The organism is Arthrobacter sp. FW306-1B-G06A (genome assembly GCF_058781765.1).
Window position 1 is genome coordinate 1 of record NZ_JBYSXB010000063.1, and the last position, 16,791, is coordinate 16,791.

The 16,791-nt window shown below is 60.1% G+C and carries 13 protein-coding genes; 8 read left to right on the plus strand and 5 right to left on the minus strand.

Annotation, left to right across the window (positions count from 1 at the left end):
* Positions 1-44: 44 nt before the first annotated feature.
* A complete protein-coding gene (locus AC3WJM_RS22045; RefSeq protein WP_492272942.1) occupies positions 45-1,130 on the minus strand; it encodes an extracellular solute-binding protein in 1,086 nt (361 codons plus the stop codon).
* Between the two features lie 624 nt (positions 1,131-1,754).
* Here AC3WJM_RS22045 and AC3WJM_RS22050 point away from each other — a divergent pair.
* Together AC3WJM_RS22050 and AC3WJM_RS22055 are read left to right on the plus strand one after the other, a co-directional pair.
* Complete coding sequence (locus AC3WJM_RS22050; protein WP_492272943.1) at positions 1,755-2,003, plus strand: hypothetical protein; 249 nt, start codon at positions 1,755-1,757, stop codon at positions 2,001-2,003.
* A gap of 687 nt (positions 2,004-2,690) precedes the next feature.
* Positions 2,691-2,981 (plus strand): hypothetical protein, encoded by a 291-nt coding sequence (locus tag AC3WJM_RS22055; RefSeq protein ID WP_492272944.1) that lies wholly within the window; start codon positions 2,691-2,693, stop codon positions 2,979-2,981.
* A gap of 505 nt (positions 2,982-3,486) precedes the next feature.
* On the opposite strand, the gene AC3WJM_RS22060 is transcribed toward AC3WJM_RS22055, so the two are convergent.
* Positions 3,487-5,100, minus strand: a complete 1,614-nt coding sequence (locus AC3WJM_RS22060) for an AMP-binding protein (RefSeq protein ID WP_492272945.1) — start codon at positions 5,098-5,100, stop codon at positions 3,487-3,489.
* A 951-nt stretch (positions 5,101-6,051) separates the two neighbouring features.
* Between AC3WJM_RS22060 and AC3WJM_RS22065 the strand changes: the two genes are divergently transcribed.
* Positions 6,052-6,801 carry an enoyl-CoA hydratase/isomerase family protein gene (locus AC3WJM_RS22065; protein ID WP_492272946.1) on the plus strand — a complete coding sequence of 250 codons (750 nt, stop codon included), beginning with the start codon at positions 6,052-6,054 and terminating at the stop codon, positions 6,799-6,801.
* 531 nt (positions 6,802-7,332) lie between these two features.
* Here the strand turns inward: AC3WJM_RS22065 and AC3WJM_RS22070 are convergent.
* Positions 7,333-7,659 (minus strand): hypothetical protein, encoded by a 327-nt coding sequence (locus AC3WJM_RS22070; protein ID WP_492272947.1) that lies wholly within the window; start codon positions 7,657-7,659, stop codon positions 7,333-7,335.
* Between the two features lie 147 nt (positions 7,660-7,806).
* Between AC3WJM_RS22070 and AC3WJM_RS22075 the strand changes: the two genes are divergently transcribed.
* The 5 genes from AC3WJM_RS22075 (at position 7,807) to AC3WJM_RS22095 (ending at position 13,866) form a co-directional block, all read left to right on the plus strand.
* Positions 7,807-8,145, plus strand: coding sequence for a hypothetical protein (locus AC3WJM_RS22075; RefSeq protein WP_492272954.1), 339 nt, complete (start codon positions 7,807-7,809; stop codon positions 8,143-8,145).
* A gap of 592 nt (positions 8,146-8,737) precedes the next feature.
* Entirely contained in the window at positions 8,738-10,144 is a 1,407-nt protein-coding gene (locus tag AC3WJM_RS22080; protein ID WP_492272948.1) for an acyclic terpene utilization AtuA family protein, read from the plus strand.
* On the plus strand, positions 10,145-10,504 hold the full coding sequence (locus tag AC3WJM_RS22085) for a DUF4387 domain-containing protein (protein ID WP_492272949.1): 360 nt from the start codon (positions 10,145-10,147) through the stop codon (positions 10,502-10,504). It abuts the gene before it with no gap.
* A 233-nt stretch (positions 10,505-10,737) separates the two neighbouring features.
* Positions 10,738-11,742: an NAD(P)-binding domain-containing protein gene (locus AC3WJM_RS22090; RefSeq protein ID WP_492272950.1), complete on the plus strand. Its 1,005-nt coding sequence runs from the start codon at positions 10,738-10,740 to the stop codon at positions 11,740-11,742.
* Positions 11,743-12,516: 774 nt separating this feature from the next.
* Positions 12,517-13,866, plus strand: coding sequence for a cytochrome P450 (locus AC3WJM_RS22095; RefSeq protein ID WP_492272951.1), 1,350 nt, complete (start codon positions 12,517-12,519; stop codon positions 13,864-13,866).
* A gap of 1,012 nt (positions 13,867-14,878) precedes the next feature.
* On the opposite strand, the gene AC3WJM_RS22100 is transcribed toward AC3WJM_RS22095, so the two are convergent.
* Together AC3WJM_RS22100 and AC3WJM_RS22105 are read right to left on the minus strand one after the other, a co-directional pair.
* Positions 14,879-15,919 carry a tyrosine-type recombinase/integrase gene (locus tag AC3WJM_RS22100; RefSeq protein WP_492272952.1) on the minus strand — a complete coding sequence of 347 codons (1,041 nt, stop codon included), beginning with the start codon at positions 15,917-15,919 and terminating at the stop codon, positions 14,879-14,881.
* A complete protein-coding gene (locus AC3WJM_RS22105; RefSeq protein WP_492272953.1) occupies positions 15,916-16,656 on the minus strand; it encodes a tyrosine-type recombinase/integrase in 741 nt (246 codons plus the stop codon). The genes AC3WJM_RS22100 and AC3WJM_RS22105 overlap by 4 nt, the downstream gene beginning before the upstream one ends.
* Positions 16,657-16,791: the final 135 nt, after the last annotated feature.

A 16,791-nucleotide genomic window follows, 5' to 3' on the forward strand; every position in this document is an offset into this window, starting at 1 on the left:
AGGGGGGCGGGACCGACCCGGGATTCAGTCGCGGCCACGGCGGATCAGCCCTGGGTCAGCCACTTGGTGAACGCCGCCTGGGCCGGAGTGTTGTTCTTCTGCCACCAGTCGTTGTCGACCTTGATCTCCTGGCTCAGGTTCGACGGGTCCGTGGCCATGTACTTCCGCACACTCGGATCGACCATCTCAGTGGCCTTCGAGTAGGCCGGCGACAGCCCACTGTCGTTAGCGATTGCGGCCTGCATGTCGGGCCGCATATAGAAGTCGATGAACGCCACGGCTCCGTCGACATTCTTCGCCGTCGCAGGAATCGCAGCCGCATTGGCCTTGAGCAGTGCCTGGTTGAACGTCATATCCACCGGCACTCCCTGCTGGATGGCCTGCACAACCCGGTTGTTGGGGGCTAGAGAATAGGCGATTTGGCCCGTGCCGAGCTGGTTCATCAGATCGGCACCGGTTGCCACAAAGTTGACCGGCGCGTGCTTGCGCAGGTCCGTCATTGCCGCCAGCGACTTGTTCACATCGATCGGATACACGCTCGAAACCGGCGTGCCGGAGCCCAACGTGGCAACCTCGAAGTTCCATCCTGAGACAAGTATCTTCTGCAGACCGCGGGTCGCCTTGAATTTCGAGGTATCGAAGAACTCGGTCCACGAGCTCGGGTGGTCATTCCCCGCAACCTTGGTGTTCCACGCCAGTACGGTGGCGTTGTAGTTGACCGGGATCAGGCTGTCCTTGACAAGACCGGAATCGACACCGCGGGTCGTCGCGATCTGAGCCAGCCGCGGGTCAGGCTTGAGCAAACCTGCAGTGGCCCACGCCGCCGCCGTCCCATAGTCAGTGCCGAGTACGATGTCCCCGGCGAACTGGCCGCTCTGGACCTGTGTCGCAAAAGAATCGCAACAGTTCGTGCTCAGCACGACCTTCGCCCCGGTCGCGGCTTCAAAAGGCGCGACCACGTCCTTCTTGAGCACGTCCGCCGACGACCCGCCGTAAGTGTTGACAACGACGGTCTGACCCTTCAGGTCGGGCATTTTCAGCACGGTGTCGACACTTACCGACGAAGCGGACGGCGTGCCGGAGCCGCCGCCACAGCCAGCCAAGACGACAGCCAGGGCGGCGCTCCCCACAAAGCACCAACCCCGGAGGCCGCGCACCCGGTTCCCAACGTTCATAACGTACTCCATCTCTAGGTGTCCAGGCTTCCCGGCACGCGCCGGTCCAACGGTGTTCACCTCTCGTATATCCAACGTACGCCTCTGCTTTAAGTGCGCCACGTCACTTTAGGCACCCGGGAGTCCGACCGTCCAAGACCGACATGCGCACCCATCGATGCCCGATTGGTATCGATGAGGCGGAGCCGTTCAATCAGGACCTCTGGTTGGACTGCGACCGCTCCGCCGAGCACGTGAAGTGGCTGACCGAGAGCGGCCTTGCGGGCGTTAAGCGCGGGAGCCCCACCTTCTTAGTCAGCACTCCAGATCGGCCTCGCCTCCGCCATCGGAGGGGTCCCCGGCTACCCGAACGCCCCTGCGGAAGGCCAGCTTCGGCTGTCCGATCTCCCGACTTCGGGAAAGTCGCCGACTTGGAGAGTGCCCTGCCGATCTTCCTCGAGCTGCACTCGTTGCTGGGCGGTCTCGGTGCAGTCATCGAGATGACTGCAACGATATGGCTAGCGCCGGGGCGCGCGGTGGCTCATCGCGACGTGCTCGAGCCAAACGTGTGGACCCAGATCAGCCCTGTTTGGGTCGACGGTGCTGCCCGATGCGCGCAGCGAGGACGCTGCATGGTGCGTGGACTGTATAGACCGCTTCGAGCATCTCATCCACGACCTCGGCACCTTCACTGAACTCGATCAAGTGAACGACCTCATCGACGTACTCCCAGCCCGGCCCGCGCTGTTTACGACAACGTCTCCCGAGGGGGCAGCCAGTGGCGAAGACGTCGAATACCCCATCGAGCGACTTGGAAGGCTTGGGACACCGCTGCGTCGATCAACTTAATCGGCCCGGAAGGTCATGCCGCTGGTGCACGCGCAATGATACCGATCCGGAATCAGAGAATTGCCAATTGGTCTTGGGCAACCAAGCAACACGCTACTTAAGGTGTTGCAATACTCGAATGTCTTACCGTCACCCTCCAAGCGCACTGGGAGGAACCACGTGACAAATTCGCCACCGAGTAAAACCGACCCGGCGGAGATCGCCAGTTTTCCGATGTCCCAGGGCGACGGGCTGCCCGTTCGACCCGCCTCCCACGCTGTTCCGGGCACGCGCCGATCAGCCGCGTCCGGATTTGGGACGGCAGCACCCAGTGGCGTGCCAGCGGTTACGCCGAGACACGTCCGCTGCTAGCCGACTAGAGGACCAGCGCCAATGTGCGCATCGACGGCGACACCGGCATGCACGCGGGCTTCCCCACCACCGAAGCAAAAGGCATGGAAGGCGCCTGGGAGGACCAGAAACCGGAAGGCAAGTCGGCTTTTTCCCTGGACGTTCCTGACCGTGCGCAGCTACGCCGATTGGGGCGCCGTTCGCGGTCAAGCGGGTGGAAGCGGTGCGCCGGTCATCCAGCGGATCGTGGACGAGCGCATCGACAAGCTACTGGCGGTCCGAAACCGGCGGGCCTGATGGGGGAGATCGCCCTCCCGGTCGCGAGCCTCACGGTCTGTGAGCTGCTCGGCGCGCCACATGCCGACCACGAATGATTCAGAAGTAGCCAAAGATCGCCGCCAGCAGGTCCACGCCCGTGCCGGATTCCCTGGCCGCAATGGGTGGACGGCAGGACTACATGGGCCGGTCGACGACAAACTGGCGAATCCCACCGATGACCTGCTGTCCAGGCTGGCCGTTGATCGGCTCAGAACCGGTGTCCTGACCCACGACGACGTTATCGAGATCGGCGTGGCGCTGCTCGGGGCGGGGCCGACCGCGACACAGACGTGTTCGCCGACCCCCGACCGATTGGGACATCCGCTTTGATGCACGCCAGCACGTGGCCTTCGGGTCGGTGCGCACCAATGTCATCGCCACCGAGAGCGGTCCAGTACGGGCTTGATTGGAATGGCAGCCCGGCCCAGACGCGTAATGAGGCGCTTGAATCTGCTTCAAAGGACAGGGCAACGAGGCCTCCGCCCGGCCGAGTTCTGTTTCCGTTCTTTCGCCTGAGTGGCCGGTGAGGACAGCGTGGGCGAGTATGGCCAGGGTGATGTTTCGCCATCAGTCGGTGCACAGGCGCGCTTGGTAGTTGTTCAGGTCCGCTTCGCCTTTGGCGGACAAGGAAGACCTCCTCGACCTCCCACCGGTCAAGAGACCCCTGCCCCGGTCCGATCAGTGCGGAAAGCCGGATCACCTAAGAGGAGAGGCTGATTTCGTTGCGCAGCTGGCCATGCCATGCCTGCACCATCTGGGCGAGCTTTGAGGACAGCGAGGACTGCGGTCATCGAGATCCACCCGACGTAGTCAAACAGTGGGATGCGGTGCCGGCCTACTGGCGGTCCGCACCGACTCCGAGACCGTCAGTGACAAGGCTTTTGACCACCACGTTGTCGAGGTCAATCGTCGCCGGCGTGCGCCATTGCTGGCGTAGCGTGGCCTTGGCTGGTTTGCCGGTGGGCGTCTTGGGAATCTCGGTCACGAATTCCAAATAGCGTGGATGCATGTAACGGGGCAGCCGCTCGCGGAACAGCCGGACGATCTCATCGAGATCGGGGATTGCCCCAGACCGGTGTTCCACGACGACCTTGACTTCGTCCTCAATGAGTTCGGAAGGAACCGCGATCGCGGCGCAGTCGATAATCTCGGGATGGCTTCGGAGCACTGTTTCGATCTCAGCCGGTGGAATGTTGCGGCCTCGTCGGCGGATTACATCCTTCCCACGTCCGACGAAATGAAGTACTCCTCTCTCGTCGGCGTAGCCCAAGTCTCCAGTGTGGTACCATAAGTTGCGCCACGCCCGGGCAGTCTCGGCATAGTCGCCGTAGTATCCGCTCATGCACGCATTGGGCACACGCGGCCGAACCAGGAGTTGACCGACGGTCCCGGTGGGCACCGGCCGGTCGTCCTCGTCGACTACAACGATTTCGTGATCGTCTGAGGCGCGCCCCAGTAATCCGGGTGCTGCTCGGCCGTCGAGGTGGAAGGCAGCCAAACCGAACTCAGTGCCTCCGTAAAGTTGGACCAGCCGAATGCCAAACCGGTCCTCGAAATCGCTAATGCGGTCGTGCACGGCGCCGGCGATGGTGATCCGCAGATGATGTTCGCGATCCAGCTCGCTAGGCTCCCGCAAGAGCAAGATGCCTTGCACCGCCCCCATGGCAGTAAACACCGTCGCTTCGGATCGACGGATTTGGTCCCAGAAACGCGATGCGGAGAAACGCTCGACTACAGCAGCTGTCGCGCCGAGAATCAGTGCCGGTAAGACCGACAGGAGACACGCGTCGGCGTGGAAAAGCGGAAAGCAAGTGAACAAGGTGTCATCGCGGTTGTAACCCACGTACCGCACAAGTTGATGTGTCATGTGCTCGGCGTAGCCGTGGCTAATCTCCACCGCTTTGGCTTCCCCTGTGCTACCGGAAGTGAACATCAGCATAAACGGGTCATGCGGACGAACGGGGGCCAGCAGCGCGTCACTTGAGTCCGTTGAATGAAAATCGTCAAAGGAGATGGTGCGCCGGCCACCAATCCTGGCCTCGGTAGGCGCACCCCGGCGGATCACTGTCTCGACGGCACCCGCCTGTTCCAGCGCGCCAGCCAGGTTCTCGTCATAGCGGCTGTCCGCGACCACAATCTTTGCGTTCACGCTGTTGATCAGTCGGGCGAGACGATCCTCGGTGTATTCGCCGTTAACCGGTACCAAGACAGCACCCGCACGCGCGAGGGCATACCAGGTGAAGACAAATTCAGGGGAGTTCGGCATCATGACACAAACCGCATCGCCTTGCTTCACACCGTTTTCCCGGAATGCACGGGACAAACGATCCGTCTCGGCGCCGACTTCTGCGTATGTATATGCTCTCTCTTCGAACTTCAAAGCCACGCGGCTTGGATTTTCGCGCACGTGTTGTTCAAGGAACCGCATGACATTACCGGTTGCACTCACCTAAGTCTCTCCTTCTAGAAATCCAGTCGTGATGACCGCAAAAAATCGCGTTGCGGAAGAATGGTGTGGACCTTTGCCCGCCAGACGCAGCGTGGGTTTTGTCGACGCCGATTTGGTTAAACGAGAACCATCTCCGCCGTGCTGTGGCGGCACGATCGGTCCTCCTACTATTAGCTTGGCCAATTTGGCGTCAGCCGAGGAGACATTATGATGATTGGTCCGATTTCCTGGCCGCGAGGACTTACGCTTGCTCGGCCCACCTCGGCTCCCCTGAGGGAACCGAAGCTGCGATGCGTGTGACACTAGCCGTCTCCGGCGACATCGGTCCAACACCAATCCGGCACCATTTCAATAGCGATCTGATATCGACGAGGGCCGGGCTGGTTGTTGAGCCCCGCCAAACTTCGCCCCAAGCGCCGCCCGCTCTCGGATACCGCAACTGCCCTGGCGGACTTCAGCGACAATCCAGTTGAACTTGTGTCTGGCTGATTGCGTACGTCGAGGGCGACCTCCCCGCCAGGCATGCTGCCCGGCGTGTCAGGCCAACCCTGAATCCACCGTTATTCAGACACTCCCTGATCTACACGCGTAGCTTCCCTTGCCAGAACAAATACGACACTTTGGGCTCCCCTATGAAGAGGCTGTCGCCGGTGGGGCGGTATAGCTGGGGCGGGGTTGCTAGGCGAGCACCGGAACCAGACTCGCCAAACGTTAGACGAGCCACTGTGCTGGGCGTGCCCGCCGAGATCAGTCGACAATAAAGATCGACACCGGGCCGGTATAAGGGCGCATCAAAGTTGGTATTAGACCCAGGGAGACGGCGACTCCTAAGTTTGTTTCTACTGCCCAAGTCATCCGCTACGTTTTGACGCGCATGAGCACTGACAAAAGCGCGCGCACCAATGGCGAGAATGGATGCGTGGGTCCCTGTGATGCGGAGTGGAGTTAGCTGTGGGAGACCTAGTTGTAAGTCAAACGGACGGAATAACCGTTCTCGAGCTTCGCTCCGAAGGGCGACTGAATGCCTGGACGCGTCGAATGCGGAGAGATTTGCTGGAGATCGTGCGCGAGGCTGAAACTACCTCGGAAGTTCGGGGCATCGTTTTTACCGGTGCCGATGAAGCTTTTTGCTCTGGCCAGGACATGAACGAGATGTCCATCGAGGATGAGGAATCCATTAAAGGATCGATAAGGGAGTTCCGGGCGCTGTATGAGGTAATACTGCGATTCCCAAGACCGACTGTCGCTGCAATAAACGGGGTCGCGGCCGGATCGGGGCTGCAGCTTGCCCTGCTATGTGACGCCCGCGTAGCAGCTGATAGCGCCCGGGCAGGCCAAACTGAGGGCCGTTGGGGCCTAGCGAGCGTAACCGGCACATTGCTGTTAGAGTCGGCACTCGGTCTCCCACGCGCTCGATTTCTCGCTTTGAGCGCGTCAATGCTCGGTGCCGAAGAGCTTTTAGCAAACCACTTGGTCGAAGAGGTCATGCCCCTAGCGAATACGCGAGACCGTGCCGTCGCATTGGCCAAGCAGCTTGCAGAGCTGCCAACCGAGAGTTACGCACTGACGAAGCAGTGGTGCTTTGAGTCCCTTGAGAATCGTTTTAACCGGGCATTCGACGCGGCTGAACGACTCCACGATAAGGCATTCGCCAGTGGCGTCTCCACGAGCGGAATGCGGAGATTCCTTGAAAGCACATGAAGAGCCAATGGCTCCGAAGGCCCAAGCGAAGCAAAGCTCCCGCCTATGAGACTCACGAGACAACCCTAGGAGCGGGGCCGGCCGCTCCTTTGCTGCATTCGGCCGTCACCAAGCCGCTCTGCGCTCCCCAAGACCCGACTCGGTATCCCGGGTCTTCAGGAGGCGTTGCATGCGAGCTCAACCTCGTGCCGAGAACGAGATGGGATCCTCGTCAGCGATGTGCAAAGGCCTCTCGGAGACCGACCTCGCACACCTGCGGGAGTCTGAGGTGGACGTGACCCCAGCCGACGATAGACCTCACCAGCGAAGAACAGGGCATGCTCGTCGGCGACGACGGTTCCTTGGCGCTCGCCATGCGTGGTCTTGGTCGCCGTCCGGATCTAGAGTGCAAAGCTGCCCATCCCGCTCGTCTTGACGCACGAACGGCTGCCTGGACCACGGCCCGTCGAGAGAGGATTTCGTGGACTTCCTGATTCGTGGCCGCGGTTTAAGTGCGTGTGCCCACCACGCTGAACGTCGGTGGGCTCGACCTCAAACCGGCGACGACGTCGCATGGGCGGGGCCGAACGAGATCGTCTTCGGCCACAGCATCATTGGCCAGCGCACGAACAGAACGGCGACCTGATCGACGTCCGCGCGGCGACCACGGGGCGGGTGCCCCAGTCGGGCCTGAATCTGCAAGAGAACTGAGCCGCGCACGGTGTTACGGTCGACACCGTCGGCCCCCATCTGCTGTCTGCGCTCCTCGGCATCAGGCGGTGGCGTGGCGATGTTCCATGTGGCCGGATGGACACCGGAGCCTCCGGACCTTGTCTCGGCCGTCCAGAGCAGGGCCCCTCTTCTCAAGAGGCGGGTCATTCGCGACGACCTTCTGCGCACCCACCATGAGCAGACGAGAGCTTCGTCAGGCGCGAGGCTGGGCGGCATGAGCATCGGCGCGCCGTCCAACCTCTCGCCGTGCAGCTTATCGAGCTCGGGCGGGAGCGCGGCGTCGTCGGTCGCAAAGTGCGGAGCTTCGACACCACACGCCGGGGAGTCGCCGCGTCCGAGCCCCAGACCGTGGCCAGCCTCGAGGAGAGCCGCCTAACGATCGTCCGAGACACCTGCACCTACGGGACCTCGAAGGTACTCACCCCCGACGGCGCGATGACCAACTCCGCCAAGTGGGCCCACTACTCCCCATCATACCTCGGGTACGATGTCGTGCTCGTCAGCAGCCCCGACTGCATTGAGAGCTCAGTGCGCGGTGAGGCATGGTGGGAGCCGTCCATGCCTAACGACAGCGTGTGGTGCGAGGCAACCTTGTCGTGGGTGGGGAGACATCGGGGAACCTTCTCGTGCTGATTGAGCCGGTTAGCTTTGGGCGCGGCGTCGATGACCGGACCGGCATCATCACTTACGCCAGTCTGTGGACAGCTGACGTCAGCTGTCTCCTCACGCCTGGTTTCGGATCTATCACACGGCCCCGAGATAGTCGAGCCAAGTGCCCAGCAGCTCGCCTTCCGGTAGAGCCCGATAACTGCAACCCTCGAGGAGACCTGGGTACTGGTGGCCAAGCAGTCGACAACTTCCGTTATATCGCCGCCGCACTCGGGTCGTCGGAGGACGCTATTCCGCCGTCGGCGGTGGGCACCTGCCCCTCCGAGATGCGAGCCGATCTGTCTGGCGGGCACCATCAACTGCCTTCCTCTCCCGCTGCAGAACTCGCGGCGTGATACTGAACGGGAATAACTGAGTCGGAACTTGGTCATGGACGAGCGGTTGATTTGAAGCCTAGCGTGGAGAAAACCATCGAGAGCAGTGGATCACGAACGAACTCTGCTCACTACAGCTGGTCGAAGGCACATCCTGAGACGCGACGGAGTTGGCTCCGGAGCGACACGATGCGACTTAATTTCGAACGTTCGTCCATAGTGCAGGGACGATCGGCACCGGGATGCCCATGATCGTGGTGTCCCTGCTGACCGAGCATTCCTGCATGCTTATGAATGAGGAGACCATGACAACTGTGCGTATTCTTGCTCCCACTGGAGCTCTGGGCGCAGGTTTCGGCATTGACGCCCTGAACCGCGGCATGACGCTGCACCCCGATGCTATTGCGGTAGACGCAGGTTCGACGGACCCCGGTCCCCATTACCTCGGCTCGGGTGAGTCGTTCGTCACTGACAGCATCATAAAAAGGGAACTCGCGACACTGCTGCCAGTTGCTCGCAGAGCTGGCGTTCCCTTCATCGTTGGGAGCGCAGGTGGAGCCGGAACAAACGCGCACGTCGATCACCTTACCGAGCTCGTCAGGGAGGTAGCAGGGAAACTTGGCCTGCACTTTCGGCTCGCGAGAATTTATTCAGATATCCCAAAGGAACGAGTGATTGCGGCGATCGAGGCTGGCAATGTGCGCGACTTCGAGGCAGGCTTCGAATTGACCCCTCAGGACGTGCAAGCATGTTCAGGGCTGGTCGCGCAAATGGGCGAAGAACCGATTCATCAGGCACTGGACCAAGGCGCAGAGGTAATCATCGCCGGCCGTGCATGCGATGACAACGCAATCTCATCGTTTGCGACTTGGAAGGGATTTGACCCGGCCCTGGCCGTTCATATGGGCAAGATTCTTGAATGCGGTGCGTTCAGTGCGGAGCCGTTCGGCATGGACGTGATGCTCGGAACCCTCGACAGCGACGGATTCACCCTTGAACCTGGAAGTCTCGGTCGCGTTGCGTCTCTCAAATCGGTGTCTGCTCATTCTATGTATGAGCGCGAGAATCCATTCGTCCAGCACGGGCCGGGCAGAGTACTTGATCTCTCCGACTGCAAGTTCGAACAGGTAGACGAACGTCGCGTGCGAGTGACAGGCACTCGTGGCGAGCGAACCGATGAATACTGGATCAAGCTGGAAGGCGCGAAGCCGGCGGGTTACCGATCCTTATGTATCATCGGCGTACGCTGCCCGACCATGATTTCGCGCATTGACGATCTGCTAGAGCAGGCGCGGCATTGGGCGGTAGAGCGCGTTTCCGACCCCTCAGTGCGCTTCGTCTTCCGCAAGTACGGGATCAACGGGGTCATGCGCGAATTGGAAGTGGACAATTCACTCCCCCACGAGCTGGGCCTGATAGTAGAAGCTACGGCGAGTACGCAAGAACTGGCATTCGACGCGTGCTTCACGATTGTTGGAAAGCTCATGCATATCAGCTACGAAGGCCAGAAGAACATCTCTGGGAACCTCGCGGTGCCATACTCACCGCGCGTTCAGAACATTGGTCAGCAGTATGAATTTGCTGCTTACCATCTAATGAAGGTCCAGTCACCCCTCGAATTCTTTCCCGTTGTAATGGAAGAGGTTTAGATGAACCAGACCCGGCTCGTGAAGCTCGGCAACCTGGCCACCGTTGTGCGCAGCAAGAACGCTGGCCCCTACCGCATCACATTGGATGCCTTTTTTGATAGTGACGAGGTTTACTCTGCTGTGCTCAACAGCGGTTCGCTTAACGCGGCTAGTATTGCACGCGCGTACGGTGTGGATGTGAGTGTGATCTCGTCTTTCTTTGAGGTTCCGGTCGCTCGCGCTTTCAAAGCGACGTTGGTTCGACCACGCGCACAGTGCGCGCTGGGGGAGAGCGATGTCTACGGGGCTCAACAGCATGTGCCCCTGATGAACATGTTGATTTCTGTTCCTTCCACCATCCCCGAGCGCAACGATATTTAGGTTGTTTCCCGAGGGGGATGTGGCGGCATGCCATGGCTTTTTTGCCTAGATTTGTGTCTTTTTGGGTGATCCAATACTCGTATTGGCTTACGCGAGACGGATGCTGGGGGTAGCTCGTCCCAGGGGTTCCTCGGGCTTGGGACTTCTTTTTCCGCAGGCGGCGAGAGTGTTCAGGCACTGTCTGTGTTATCTCAGGCAGTGCCTGGTCGCCATTAAATGAGAGGTAAGACGTAATGTCCGAAACTCCGCTCTACCTGAATGGGGCCACCGTTCAAGCCTCTATTTCTGATGCTGAGGTCTACTCCGTTGTGAGTGAGACGCTCAATGAATTGAGCTCGCCACGTGTCATTAACGGTCCGCACTCGAGTTTTGAAGTCGATATTGGGGGCACACGCTCTCGGATGGTTAGCACGTCGGGATGTTTACTCCCGGATTCTGTGGCAGGTATCAAATGGAACACTGTGTCGGAACGGAATCCATCACGAGGCTTGCCTCTTGTACCGGCCACGATCCTGATTTGCGATGCAGAAACAGGTTCGCTCAAGGGTGTGCTCGACGGCACAGAGCTGACGTCGGTTCGGACGGCTGCGATGGCAATCGCGGTTGCCTCAGCTTGTGGCCGACCCATGACGAGGGTCGCCGTGATTGGCGCCGGCGCCATCGGCCGAGCGCTAGTCAGATACTTGGTTGCGATACCGACTGTCGAAAGTGTGGCGGTCGCGTCGCGCAGAGAGTCAAGCGCACGCTACGCAGTTGAAGCAGCTGGTGGCTTGCGCTATGAGGACAAGACCTTCTCCGCTACTTCAGACGTCAGGCAGGCGGTCAGTGATGCCGACGTTGTCTTTACCTGCACCAGTGTGGCGGAAGATACCGACATAGTTTTGGCGCAGTGGCTCAAACAGGATGTTGTCGTCTGCTCACTCGGTGGCCGCCGGGAAGTCGACGTTGAGCTCATTTCGCAGGCGTGGACTGTGGTGTATGACGCGCGGGACGTGGAAATGCGGCGGAAAGACTTTCGCGAGGGCGGAGCAGGATCGGGTCGAATCGCAGGAGAGGTTGGCAGCCTGATGTCAGGGCAACTACATCCCCCGTTCGATTCAAGAAGGATTTATCTGATCGTTGGGGCGTTTGGCGTAGTTGATGTCGCGTTGGGCGCCAAGGCGATTGCCAATGCAAGGCGCGAAGGGTTGGGAGTTCCGCTGGATGTGTCCGGCTTGCCGCGGACTACTGAGGGCTGACCAGGCCACGTGTGGTGGCTCCTTGAACGGGGGTCGCCCCCTTCGAGGATCAGAGAAAACCTACCTGTTCCTACGTGTGTGCTTGTCGACCTGGAGTCAGCGACCGACGCAGATCGAGTGCGACAACATCGGCGACGTGGATGGGCCCAGTGGAGTTGGATTGACAATGGATGATCTGCACTGTGTGCGGTCACCCAGGGTAACGGCCCAGCGTAGAGTGCATCTCGTAGACGCACCGGCGCGGGACTACGCACAAGTCCCTTGGGGCGAGCAACGCTCGGTCCGTCGTGAACCGGCCTGGACTAAGGGGCTGTTCGGCATGCAGGATGTGTGGCGGCCGCATGAACATTCCTGCCCAAGCTGGAGTGACGGTGGGGGAGTTAGGCAGACTCGACGGAAGATCATACGGTCAGTGGGAGCCGCCGACAGTCCGGGCACGAGCTGTTATGCCGTGGGGGAGCTTGGTGAAGTTGTCGCATCCTTAACCTGGTCGAACATGACTGGGGCCCAAGGACTGACCTGATCGGCCTTGCCCCTCGAAGTGGACATGTGGTCGCTTTTTGGCTGGGTCGGGGGTGCTTCAATGACATTGAGTTCAATTCGGAAACGCGGGATAACTCATGGACATGGCCCGTAAACGATACCAATTGAATATGAACCGAATAGAACGTTGGTATTAGACGCCCTGTTACGGCCATATACACAATTATCTACATAGGGGACGACAGGAATGGTCGTCATAGCCGCAGGAATGTGAACATTTCAGGGAGTAACATGGAGCCGAACAACGACGAATATCCGAATCAAAGGCTCGAGGGTCTATGCCCGGCCGGGTGGCCTGATACTCAGGATAACTCGGCTGTAGATACGATCGATTCTCCTGGCAGACGCGAGCGATCGGCCACCCTGCCGGCCTCTCTGGACGAAGCAGTGTATTTGCCTGATCTGACATATGAGCAGCGCAAGCGCATGGCGGTGGAGCAGCCTATTTGCAGACTGAGGTATCCCGACGGCCACTATGGTTGGCTGGTCACAGGTTACGAGCTGATTCGAACCGTATATGGAGATTCGCGGTTCAGTCAGCGTCCGTTCCGGCTGGCAGTTGAGGACGGTGGCCAAACCGCGGCGTCAACAGGCGGCCCAGAAGTCGTGGGCGACATCGTCCGCACTGATCCTCCGGAACATACGCGACTGCGTGGGTTGGCGGCGCCATATTTCACCCCGCGCCGAATTGGTAAGTACCGGGGTGCGATCGAACATTTTGTTGGCGAGCGGATCGACGTTATGGAAGCTGCTGGCCCGCTGGCAGATCTGAAAGAGATGTTCGCTCTGCCTATCGCCTCATTCGCTTTGTGCATGCTGCTCGGTCTGCCAATCAGTGAAAAAGAGGACTGGGAAGCCAGGGCTGCAATTATGTTCGATCCAGGGAGCGCGTCGGCTGCAAAGATGGCGGAGACCGAACAATTCTATGACTATTTGCGCGGTGTGATTTCTCGTAAGCGCGGCGGGGACGGGACGGACGTTCTGACGGGCCTGATCAACTCTGAGCAGCTAAGCGATGTCGAACTCCTAGGGACTGCATTTGCTCTGGTGGCAGCTGGCTTCTTTACGACGGTTGAGGCCATCACCCACGGTGTTCGATTTCTGCTCGAAGATCGAGAGCGGTGGGAGTTGATGCAAGCGAACGCCGCGGCAATTGATCGGGCGGTCGAGGAGTTGCTTCGTTGCGCCCCGCTTCGGAGAGGTCGCAGGTCTGACGTTCGCTTGCCGAGAACCGCGACGGAGGATCTTGAGCTGGGAGGCGTGCTGATCAAGGCGGGTGAGGCGGTTACCGTCGCGCCGCCTGTGCCGCACGGTGATCCGAACCAAGTCCAGGACATCGAGCGTTTCGATCCATCCCGTGAGTTTGCAGCACATCTGCAATTCGGTCACGGGATACATCAATGCCTTGGCCAGCACCTTGTGCGCCTAGTACTCCAAATCGCACTCCAACAGCTAATGGACCGGTTTCCCAGTCTCTACATGGTCGATAAAGACGACCGGAAGCAAAGCGGCACAAACAGGCCCGGTCGAAGGGACCATCTCGACGATCCAGTTCTTGGCCCCCTCCTCGTTAGTTGGTGAGTCGGGGGCATCGGGCCTAGCTACGATTTTCATGAGCAACGATGATGGTTGCTGCTTCGGGCTGATTGGCTGACCACCGGTAGTTTTTTGTTTTCGGGCAGCGTGGTGCGACCCTTCCGTTCGCTCCGGGGCGGCGTCGGTTCCACTTCCGGTGATGGGGCTTGGTCGTCGGGACGGGATGGGTGCCCACTCAACCGAGGCAGGCGCGAGCCTTGTGTCGAGAAGCTCCGTGTACTCTAGGAGCCATCTCAGGGGTCTTTCTCCGGGCTAATTCGGGCAATAGCAGCTGGTTGCCTGTTGCCTCATTGCAACACCTCCGGGAAGAGTAATACGTTGCCTTATTTGAAAACCTCCGGATGAGTGGTTTCGTTGGCTCGTTGAAGAGCCTCCGCGATGCCTAGTTGTTCCAGGCGCGGTTGACGGGTTTGAGGGGTGCTGGTTTCTTGGCTAGGGCCAGTGTTTCAAGTTGCCCGGTGAGCGCCAGGATCTGGCGTGAGAGGGGCTCCGGGCTTGATGCGTTTGAAGGCGGCGTTCATCTGGATGACCGGGCGTTTGTGCATCCGTTCGTGCCGGATCGCGCGTTGGTGGGGTGTGGCTGGCGCGTCGTGTTTCTTGGTGACTTTCGCGCCGCGCCGCTGCTTGGAGAGTAGCTTCTGCTGGGGCAGCAGGTAGTTGGTGAAGACACGGTCCAGCTCCCAGATCTCGTTGAGTTGGCCAGTTCCGCGGTGGTGTCGTAGCGCAGGTAGCCGACCAGTTCCCGGACCCTGGCCCAGTTCTTCTGCTCCACGTGGGCTCCGTCGTTTTTGTTGCCGGGCCGGGAGCGGGTGAAGGTGATCTCGTGCGGGTGGCAGTAGGCCAGCAGGTGCTCGTTGATGAACTCGGAACCGTTGTCGGTACTAAGCCGAATTCGGCTTAGTTCAGATTATGCCGAGGAAAACGCTAAGCCGAGATGGTCCGCCGTTGCCTGTTGATCGAGGGGGTTGCGGGTTTTTCCTCGGCTTAGTGTTTTGTGTCAGCGGAGGGTGTAAAGGATTTGAAGTTTCTCTTCGCTGAGCCAATCTGAGTCGGCGGGACCGAGTCCGGGCGTTGCTGCGTTCATGGCTTCTTTCATCATCTCCAAGGTGGCGAAGGCGTAGAACGCAGAGGTGGTGCTTGCGCTTTCGTGTGCGAGCAGTTGCATGATGATCGGCAGCGGAATCCCTTGCTGGTAGAGATCCATGGCCCTGGTCTTGCGGATCAGGTGGCAATGCAGCTTGGCGGGAATCGATGGGCAGGTTTCGCGGACGATGTCTCCGGCCCTCTTGAGGATCGCGGCGACGCTGTCTTCGGAGAGCCTGGCGGGCTCTCCATAGTGAAGGCTGTTGAACAACGGTCGCGTTGCCGGCGGGTTCGCATCTCGGGGGTGGAATTCCTTGAGGTAGACCTGAAGATGTCCGACGGTCTCCTCGTCCAGTGGCACGATGCGACTCTTGTTCCGTTTCCCGGTCAGTGTCAGGTGCGCCGGGCGCTGCAGTCGGACATCGCCCAGGGTCAGCGCGGTGAGCTCGCTGACGCGGGCTGCGCTTTCGTAGAGGAGGATCAGGAGCATGCGATTGCGCCGGGATTTGATGCTGGAGCCGTCGAAGGCCGCGAGGATCGCGGCGGTTTCGTGCTGTTGCAGGTATTCGACGGGTTTTCTCGGCGGGGAGGGCGCCTTGAGCGCCTTGGCCGCGTCGTGCAGCGCGACCAGTCGAAGGTCTTCGCTGGATGCGTAGTGCAGGAACGCTTTGACAGTTGTCAGGCGCAGGTTCACGGTCTTGGGCTGGTAGTTCTTGGTCTGTTGCATCCAGGCCAGCCATGCCTTGATGAACCGTCGTTCGAAGTGGTCGAAGCCGATGTCCTTGCGCTCGATGTGCTCGACGCCGATCAGGTAGTCCACGTAGCACTCCAGGGAGATGCGGTAGGCCTCGATGGTTTTCGCGGACAGCGCTCTGACTTTGGGCATGTAGTCGTGCAGGTAGTTGCGCGCGTATCCCCAGAAGTTTGGGGTGTCGTTGCGGGCATCGCGTTTCATTCGAATCCGACCTTCGGCAGCATCCCACGGGCGTCGCGGGTCGCCTCTGCGTAGCCGTCCATGAAATCTGGGGATGTGTGGATGTAGTAGTAGGTGCTGTTCAGCGAGGTGTGGCCCATATAGCGGGCCAGATAGGGCAGCATGGCGTTGACGTCGACGCCGTCGGTCATCCACCGTTCGATGTTCGCGTAGGCGAAATGATGGCGGAAGGCATAGGGCGTGGACCGTTTTCCCTCCGGCGGCTGTGGCAGTCCGGCCCTATCCCAGACCCTGCTGAAGATAACTCCAACGGCTGACGCGGATACCTGTGTCCCGGTGGTCGAGACGAAGAACGTGGTGCGCCTCTGGCCAAAGGCCCGCTTCAACGCTTGATCGCAGGCGGCCAAGATCTCGACGATCTGCTCTGTAAGGGGAAGCTGGCGGCTGTGGTTGCCCTTGGACCACTGGACGTCGATCCAGCCGCCGGCGAGATTCACGTCGTTGACAGACAATCGGCGGACCTCGCAGGTGCGCAGCCCGCAGGAATGCATCAGCGCGAAAAACGCGAGACCCTGGCAATTCCACGGGAAGGCCGCTTCTGCCTTGGCCGCCGCCTGGAAGAACCGGGTGATCTCCTCTCGTGTGAGCAGATACGGCTGTGGTCGGACGGTACGGGCTTTCCACCGATCCGAGAGCACGTACGCGTTCTCGTCGCCGTTGACGCGCAGCCATCGTCCAAAGCCTCGGATGTATGACATCCAGTTCCGCTTGGAATCGGGGTGGGCCGAGACTCTCGATGCGACCCACCCTTCAACGGTGTCAACGGCAACTTAGAAATGACCGGGCGCGGCATGTTGAGTTGCCCGTTGGCGGCAAGCGATTGACCGGGCGCG